At 71.4% G+C, this 7,727-nt stretch carries 7 protein-coding genes; 6 read left to right on the top strand and 1 reads right to left on the bottom strand.

Translation table 11 applies throughout. From position 1 onward, the window contains the following. Positions 1-473, bottom strand: a 473-nt coding sequence (locus BZL64_RS23245) for a copper chaperone PCu(A)C domain-containing protein (protein ID WP_086771136.1), incomplete at its 3' end; no start/stop codon positions are given. Positions 474-1,262: 789 nt separating this feature from the next. Between BZL64_RS23245 and BZL64_RS23235 the strand changes: the two genes are divergently transcribed. The 6 genes from BZL64_RS23235 to BZL64_RS23210 form a co-directional block, all read left to right on the top strand. After that, positions 1,263-1,745, top strand: a complete 483-nt coding sequence (locus tag BZL64_RS23235) for a CarD family transcriptional regulator (protein ID WP_003953493.1) — start codon at positions 1,263-1,265, stop codon at positions 1,743-1,745. Positions 1,746-2,082: 337 nt separating this feature from the next. After that, the gene (gene ispD / locus BZL64_RS23230) at positions 2,083-2,835 is read left to right on the top strand and encodes a 2-C-methyl-D-erythritol 4-phosphate cytidylyltransferase (RefSeq protein ID WP_086771135.1); all 753 of its coding nucleotides are present in this window, start codon (positions 2,083-2,085) and stop codon (positions 2,833-2,835) included. Beyond that, positions 2,825-3,331: a 2-C-methyl-D-erythritol 2,4-cyclodiphosphate synthase gene (gene ispF, locus BZL64_RS23225; RefSeq protein WP_086771134.1), complete on the top strand. Its 507-nt coding sequence runs from the start codon at positions 2,825-2,827 to the stop codon at positions 3,329-3,331. Before ispD ends, ispF begins: the two co-directional genes overlap by 11 nt. Before the next feature lie 168 nt (positions 3,332-3,499). After that, positions 3,500-4,900 carry a cysteine--tRNA ligase gene (gene cysS / locus BZL64_RS23220; RefSeq protein WP_086771137.1) on the top strand — a complete coding sequence of 467 codons (1,401 nt, stop codon included), beginning with the start codon at positions 3,500-3,502 and terminating at the stop codon, positions 4,898-4,900. A gap of 111 nt (positions 4,901-5,011) precedes the next feature. Further along, positions 5,012-5,953: a 23S rRNA (guanosine(2251)-2'-O)-methyltransferase RlmB gene (rlmB, locus tag BZL64_RS23215; protein ID WP_086771133.1), complete on the top strand. Its 942-nt coding sequence runs from the start codon at positions 5,012-5,014 to the stop codon at positions 5,951-5,953. A gap of 148 nt (positions 5,954-6,101) precedes the next feature. Continuing rightward, positions 6,102-7,727: DoxX family membrane protein (locus BZL64_RS23210; protein ID WP_167396191.1), on the top strand; the 1,626-nt coding region annotated here is incomplete at its 3' end.

Raw genomic sequence — 7,727 nt, 5'->3', positions numbered from 1 at the left:
ACGACGAAGGCGCGCAGGTCGATCTCGCCGGTCTCGCTGAAGGTGAAGGTGACCTTCTGCGCGTTGCCGTCCTGCATCGCCTCTCCGCTGTGGGGGAGGCTGACGGTGGCGTTGTCCTTGCCGCCGATGACGACCGAACCGCCGGCCGGGACGGTCAGCTTTCCGCCGCCCTTGGCGGGCTTGATCTCGGCGGTGCCTTCGACGCCGTCCACGGTGACGGAGTCCAGCGTCTGCGGCTCGCTCCCGTTGTTGAAGACGGTCGCGGAGATCGCGGCGGGGCCCGTGGACTCCGGGTCGGGCTGGGTGATGACGACGACGTTCTGGAGCTTGATGTCGCCGACGCTCGTGGCGGCGTTGTCGGGCTTGATCTCCAGCGTCTGGGAATCGTTGCCGGCTCCGCACGCGGCGAGCGTGGCGATCGAGAACACGAGGGCGGACGCGGCGAAGGCGCCGCGTCGAAGGCTGCTGCTCACGGCGGCGGCAACTCCTTGGGAACGCAGGGGCAGCTCTCCTTGGATAAAGCCGCCCTAAGGGTCTGTCAGCGGCCTTAGGTTACCGAGCCGTTCCCGCGCCACCGCACCCGACCCGCCTCTCGGGCGATCCGGACCCTCATCGGTCGCCGCGGGACGTGCCTTGTCACACCGGTCACCGGTGTCCCGGCAGCCTCTCGCCCAGGGCTCGCCGACCTCCTCGGCAGACCTCCGGCCGCGCGGTCGCGACCACGCCCTGCGGTCTCCCGGCGGTCCCCCTGCGATCTCCCGGCGATCTCCCTGCGGTCTCCCGGGGGCCACAAGTGACCCGTGAGTCACATTGGCTTGCGCCGGTCCCCGGGACGCCGATCGGCGGCACGTAGTCGTGCATTCACATAAGCGCCGCTCACGGGCCCCACGGATTTTCCGTGAAGGAATGCGGGGCCGTCGCGGGAATTGATCACCGGCTGTTCGGCCGCCTGTGTGATCAATTCCGGAAACGGCCAGGATCGGACTCCGGACATCGAACGGAGTAGCGGAAGTCGCACATCTGGAAGCGGACATTTGGGGATGTTCGGTCGCCCGAAGGAGCCTGCGAGCGTACGTGACGTACGTGTTTCGCCCCCCATGGACAGCCGCTCCGACCTGCGAATACCTCGTTCCGCCGCCCGGTCGCAGCACGTCCCTGTTGCTGTTGTCAAGCCCCGAGATATGCCCTGACCTGCGAAAACGCCATTCAGAACCCGCAGTTTCCGTGTTACTCTGGATAGCCACGGAAGGGGTACCTGTCACATGACGTTCAAGGTTGGCGACACCGTGGTCTATCCCCATCACGGGGCCGCGCTGATCGAGGCCATCGAAACTCGCCAGATCAAAGGCGTGGACAAGACCTACTTGGTGCTGAAGGTCGCCCAGGGTGACCTGACGGTACGTGTGCCAGCGGACAATGCGGAGTTCGTGGGCGTGCGTGATGTGGTCGGTCAGGACGGGCTGGACCGGGTCTTCGAGGTGCTGCGCGCGCCGTATGCCGAGGAGCCCACGAACTGGTCGCGTCGTTACAAGGCAAATCTGGAGAAGCTCGCCTCCGGCGATGTCATCAAGGTCGCGGAAGTCGTGCGTGACCTGTGGCGTCGTGAGCGTGAGCGCGGACTCTCCGCCGGTGAGAAGCGCATGCTCGCCAAGGCCCGCCAGATTCTGGTGAGTGAGCTCGCGCTCGCGGAGAACACGAACGAGGACAAGGCCGAGGCGCTCCTCGACGAGGTCCTCGCGTCCTGACGCCGAGACCTTCCGGCCTCAGCTCAGCTCGCTCAGTGCAGTGAAAATGCCGCAGTGCCCGATGACGTATCCCCGTCGCCGGGCGCTGCGGCATGTTCATGCCCAGACGCCGACGCGTATGCCCGCGCCCACACCTGTGCCGCGTATACCTATACGCAAGCCGGGTGCGTGTTCGCCGCGGAGGCAGCCCCCGAAGCGGAAGCAGCCGCCGCAGTCCTCGCGTGCCGGGCCGCTTGGCGCCTCGACCGGGGTCACGGAAGGGTCCGGTCAAGGCGTCGAGCCAGGCACGCTGTCTCCGTACCCACGTAGGCCGAGCACACAAACCTGACAGGAACCGATGTCTGACGATTCGCTTCCCGCCCCCGTCCCCGTCCGCACGGCCGCGGTGATCCCGGCCGCCGGCCGGGGCGTACGCCTCGGTCCGGGCGCTCCCAAGGCGCTCCGCACGCTGGGCGGGACACCCATGCTGATCCACGCGGTGCGCGCCCTCGCCGCCTCCCGCTCCGTCTCCCTCGTGGTCGTCGTGGCCCCGCCGGACGGCGCCGCCGAGGTGAAGTCGCTGCTCGACGCGCACGCGCTGCCCGACCGCACCGACTTCGTCGTCGTCCCCGGCGGCGAGACCCGCCAGGAGTCGGTGAAGCTCGGCCTCGACGCGCTGCCGCCCGGCCACGACATCGTCCTCGTGCACGACGCCGCCCGGCCGCTCGTGCCCGTCGACACCGTCGACGCCGTGATCGAGGCCGTGCGCGAGGGCGCCCCGGCCGTCGTACCGGGGCTGCCGCTCGCCGACACCGTCAAGGAGGTCGAACCGGCCGCGGTCCCCGGCGGGCCCGAACCGGTCGTCGCCACCCCCGAGCGGGCGCGGCTGCGGGCCGTCCAGACGCCGCAGGGCTTCGACCGGGCCACTCTGCTGCGCGCCCACGAGACGGTCACCGACGAGGTGACCGACGATGCCGGCATGGTCGAGCGGCTCGGCCTGACCGTCGTGGTCGTCCCCGGCCACGAGGAGGCCTTCAAGGTCACCCGCCCGCTGGACCTCGTCCTCGCGGAGGCGGTCCTCGCCCGCAGGAGGCTCAACGATGGCTACTGAGGCCACCCCGGTGCCGCCCGTGCTGCCCCAGGTGGGGATCGGCACCGACATCCACGCCTTCGAGGAGGGCCGCGAGCTGTGGTGCGCGGGCCTGAAATGGGAGGGCGAGGGGCCGGGCCTGGCCGGTCACTCCGACGCGGACGTCGTCGCGCACGCCGCGTGCAACGCGCTGTTCTCCGCCGCCGGGCTCGGTGACCTCGGGCAGCACTTCGGCACCGGCCGCCCCGAGTGGTCCGGCGCCTCGGGCGTGACGCTGCTGACGGAGGCGGCCAGGATCGTCCGCGCGGCCGGCTTCGTCATCGGCAACATCGCCGTCCAGGTCGTCGGCCCCCGCCCCAAGATCGGCAAGCGCCGCGACGAGGCGCAGAAGATCCTCTCCGAGGCGGCCGGAGCCCCGGTGTCGGTGTCGGGCGCCACGACGGACGGACTGGGTTTCCCCGGCCGGGACGAGGGCCTGATGGCGGTGGCGACGGCGCTCGTGGTGCGGCAGGGCTGAGGACGTGGTCGGGGCGGAGCGAACCAGCGGTCGCGCCGACACGCGTGGCCGGCGTCGGAGCCCGGTCCCGGGGGCGGGAAACCGTCTGTCCCCACCGGCCCCCGGACACCGCACGCCCGAACCGGTGGAAGGTGTCGGGCACTCGCCCACGCCCACTACCCTGGAGTGGTGACTATTCGCCTGTACGACACCAGCGCCCGGCAGATTCGTGACTTCGCCCCGCTCACGCCGGGTTGTGTCTCGATCTACCTGTGTGGTGCCACCGTGCAGGCGGCCCCGCACATCGGGCACATCCGCTCCGGCCTGAACTTCGACATCATGCGCCGCTGGTTCGCCCACCGCGGCTACGACGTCACGTTCATCCGCAACGTCACCGACATCGACGACAAGATCATCGCCAAGTCGCGTGACCAGGACCGCCCCTGGTGGTCCATCGGGTACGAGAACGAGCGGGCCTTCGAGGACGGCTACCGCGCCCTCGGCTGCCTCCCGCCGACGTACGAGCCGCGGGCCACCGGGCATGTCCCGGAGATGATCGAGATGATGCGCGGGCTCATCGAGCGCGGCCACGCCTACGAGGCCGACGGCAGCGTCTACTTCGACGTGCGGTCCTTCCCCGGCTATCTGGCGCTGTCCAACCAGGACATCGACGACCTGCGCCAGCCGACCGAGGAGGGCATCACCGGCAAGCGCGACCCGCGCGACTTCGCGATGTGGAAGGCGACCAAGCCGGGCGAGCCCGACTGGGAGACGCCGTGGGGCCGCGGCCGTCCCGGCTGGCACCTGGAGTGCTCGGCGATGGCCCACAAGTACCTGGGCTCCGCCTTCGACATCCACGGCGGCGGCCTGGACCTGATCTTCCCCCACCACGAGAACGAGATCGCCCAGGCCAAGGCCTACGGCGACGAGTTCGCGCGGTACTGGGTGCACAACGCCTGGGTCACCATGAGCGGCGAGAAGATGTCCAAGTCGCTCGGGAACAGCGTCCTGGTCTCCGAGATGGTCAAGCAGTGGCGCCCGATCGTGCTGCGCTACTACCTGGGCACCCCGCACTACCGCTCGATGATCGAGTACAGCGAGGAGGCCCTGCGCGAGGCCGAGTCCGCGTTCGCGCGGATCGAGGGCTTCGTGCAGCGCGTCGTCGAGCTGGCCGGGGGAGCCGTCGAGCCGGCCGCCGAGGTGCCGCCCGCCTTCGCCGAGGCGATGGACGACGACCTGGGCGTCCCGCAGGCGCTGGCCATCGTGCACACCACCGTCCGGCAGGGCAACTCCGCCCTCGCCGCCGACGACAAGGAAGCCGCGGTGGCCCGCCTCGCCGAGGTGCGCGCCATGCTCGGCGTCCTCGGCCTGGACCCCCTCGACCCGCACTGGGCCGGGGAGAACGACCGGGGCGAGGACCTGCACGGCGTCGTCGACACCCTCGTCCGTATGGTCCTCGACCAGCGGGAGGCGGCGCGAGGCCGCAAGGACTGGGCCACCGCGGACGCCATCCGCGACCAGCTCAACCAGTCGGGACTGACCATCGAGGACGGGCCCCAGGGCCCGCGCTGGACGCTCGGCCAGCGCTGAGCGCCCTCTTGATCGATCCTTGATGCATTCTTGATCGATTGTGCCGCCCGGGTGTCCGGGCGGCACACTGCATTACGTACGCACACACGCTTCACGACAGACGGGTAGGTCATGGCAGCCAACAACCGCCGCATGTCCGGCAAGAAGGGCGCGCAGGTCGGCAGTGGCGGCCAGCGGCGCCGGGGCCTGGAGGGCAAGGGTCCGACCCCGCCCGCCGAGATGCGCAAGGGGCACAAGAAGAACCGCCTCGCCACCTCGAAGGCCAAGCAGACCGCGCGCCGTCCCGCGCCGCGCGGCCGGGCCGGCAGGTCGCCGTCCGAGCTGGTCGTCGGCCGCAACCCGGTCGTCGAGGCGCTGCGCGGCGGCGTTCCCGCCTCCACCCTGTACGTCCAGCAGTTCATCGACAACGACGAGCGGGTGCGCGAGGCGCTCCAGCTCGCGGCCGAGCGCGGCGGCATCAACCTCATGGAGGCCCCGCGCCCCGAGCTGGACCGCATGACGAACGGCCTCAACCACCAGGGCCTGGTCCTCCAGGTCCCGCCGTACGAGTACGCGCACCCCGAGGACCTGGCGAACGCCGCCTACGACGTCGGCGAGGACCCGCTGATCGTCGCCCTCGACGGCGTGACCGACCCGCGCAACCTCGGCGCCGTCGTCCGATCGGTCTCCGCGTTCGGCGGCCACGGCGTCGTCGTCCCGGAGCGTCGCGCGGCCGGCATGACCGCGGGTGCCTGGAAGACGTCCGCCGGTGCGGCCGCCCGTACCCCGGTGGCCCGCGCCACCAACCTCACGCGCGCCCTGGAGGCGTACAAGAAGGCCGGTATGACGATCGTCGGTCTGGCCGCCGACGGCGAGGCCGAGGTCGGTGACCTGGCGGCTCTGAGCGGCCCGGTCGTCATCGTCGTGGGCAGCGAGGGCAAGGGCCTGTCCCGCCTGGTCGGCGAGACCTGTGACCACCGGGTACGCATCTCGATGCCGGGCGGCGCGGAGTCGCTCAACGCCGGTGTGGCGGCGGGCATCGTCCTGTACGAGGCGGCTCGCCACCGGGCCTGAGACGGTTCGGAGCTGACGGACAGGCGGTCGAACGCGCGTCCGTCAGCTCACCCGTGCGGGGTAATTCCGGCGCGTCGGACAACCTTGACGCTGTCCGGACAGATCCGGCGGGTCAAGGCAGTGTCCTAAACACACATCACTCGGTTAGATGAGTGTGGACACCAGAACACCCCGCACACCCACGGGGGACCTCTCGTCGGGCTTCGACGACGCTCCCGCGCTGAGCATGGTGAAGGTGCCGAGCGACCCGGCGCAGATCATCGTCAATCACGCGAGTTTCCGCGTGCAGCTGGGGGCGTCGGCACGGCGCAGTCAATCCCCGCGGGTCGCGCGGCACGCGAGCGCAGCCGAGGACACCGCGCGCGGCCCCGTCGCCGGGGCCGGTGCCGCCCGTCGTCGCCCGGTCGTGTGGAGCGGCCGGTCCGCACCGGACGACACCGGGGCCCACCGGCTGCTCCAGGCCGTGCGGGCAGGCAGCGTCGGCCACGGCGAACCGCCCGCCGCCGACGCCGGAGCCACCCAGGTCATCCCCCGCGTCGGGATCGACGACGGCTACGACGGCGACCTCACCGCGCAGACCCTGGAAACCCCGCTCGTCGGCGCCCAGCGCACCCACGGCGACGGCGAACAGCGGATCCTGCCGCAGATGCGCACCGCCGGCAGCGCCTACGACGAGCCCGGCTATGACCAGCCCGGCTACGACGGGCCCGGTTACGGCCGCCCGGACTACGACGACGGCAGGTTCGAGGAGTTCGCGGAGGCCGCCGCCACGGCGGACGCCGGCTCGTACGGCAGACGGCACAGCGGCGACCCGGCTCGGCACGCCTACTTCCCAGGCCGCCGGATGAACCTCGGCGTCGTCCTGCTGCCGCTGCGGATCCTCCTCGGCTTCATCTCCATCTACGCCGGCATGGGCAAGCTGTGCGACCCCGTCTACTTCGACGGCGGCAAGCGCGGCTCCATGGTGACGTGGCTCAACACCCTGCACCCGTGGGAGGTCGCCGAGCCGCTGCGCCAGTTCGCCCTGCACCACCCCATCGGTTCCGGCCTCGTCATCGCCTTCCTCCAGGTCGTCGTGGGCGTCCTCACCGTCCTGGGCTGCTGGCAGCGGATCGCCGCCGGCATCGGCGCCATGCTCTCCGCCGCGCTCATCCTCACCGTCAGCTGGAAGACCGTCCCGGTCTACGAGACGCCCGACATCATCTACCTCGCCGCCTGGTCGCCGCTGATCATCGCCGGCGCCCCCGTCTACTCCGTCGACGGCCGCCTCGCGGCCGGGGCCTGGCGGCGCCTCGGCCCCCGGTCCGACCTGTGGGAACTGCGCCGCTACGTACTGCGGCGCGGCGCCCTCGTCACGGCGATCGTCGTCGGGCTCACCCTGCTCATCGGGTCGCTCCTCGGCGGTGCCGTCCGCGACTCCGACCGTGTCGTCGTCCCCGGTCCGGGCGAGGCCCCGCGCAACGAACTGCCGGGCTCGCCGCTCCCCGAGGAGTCCGACGGGCGCCGGCCGAGCCGGACACCGTCCGCGTCCACCTCGCCGACCCAGGGGAGCACGTCCGAGGCCCCGCCCCAGGACGAGGACTCGGCTCCGGGCGCCACGAGGGACACCGAGACCGCCACGAGCGGCCCCAGCCAGACCCAGGGCACCGGCGGCGAGGCCCCGCCGGAGCAGTCCAGCCCGGTCGAGGAGGCTCCCAGCACCACCTCGGGGCCCACCTCGGGCGGCACCAGCAGCTCCGGCTCCACCGGCGGCCCGGACGGCGGCTCCCCGTCG

Origin of the sequence: Streptomyces bobili (assembly GCF_002154575.1) — a bacterium.
Taxonomy (GTDB): domain Bacteria; phylum Actinomycetota; class Actinomycetes; order Streptomycetales; family Streptomycetaceae; genus Streptomyces; species Streptomyces bobili.
This window is presented reverse-complemented; position numbering and strand designations above follow the sequence as displayed.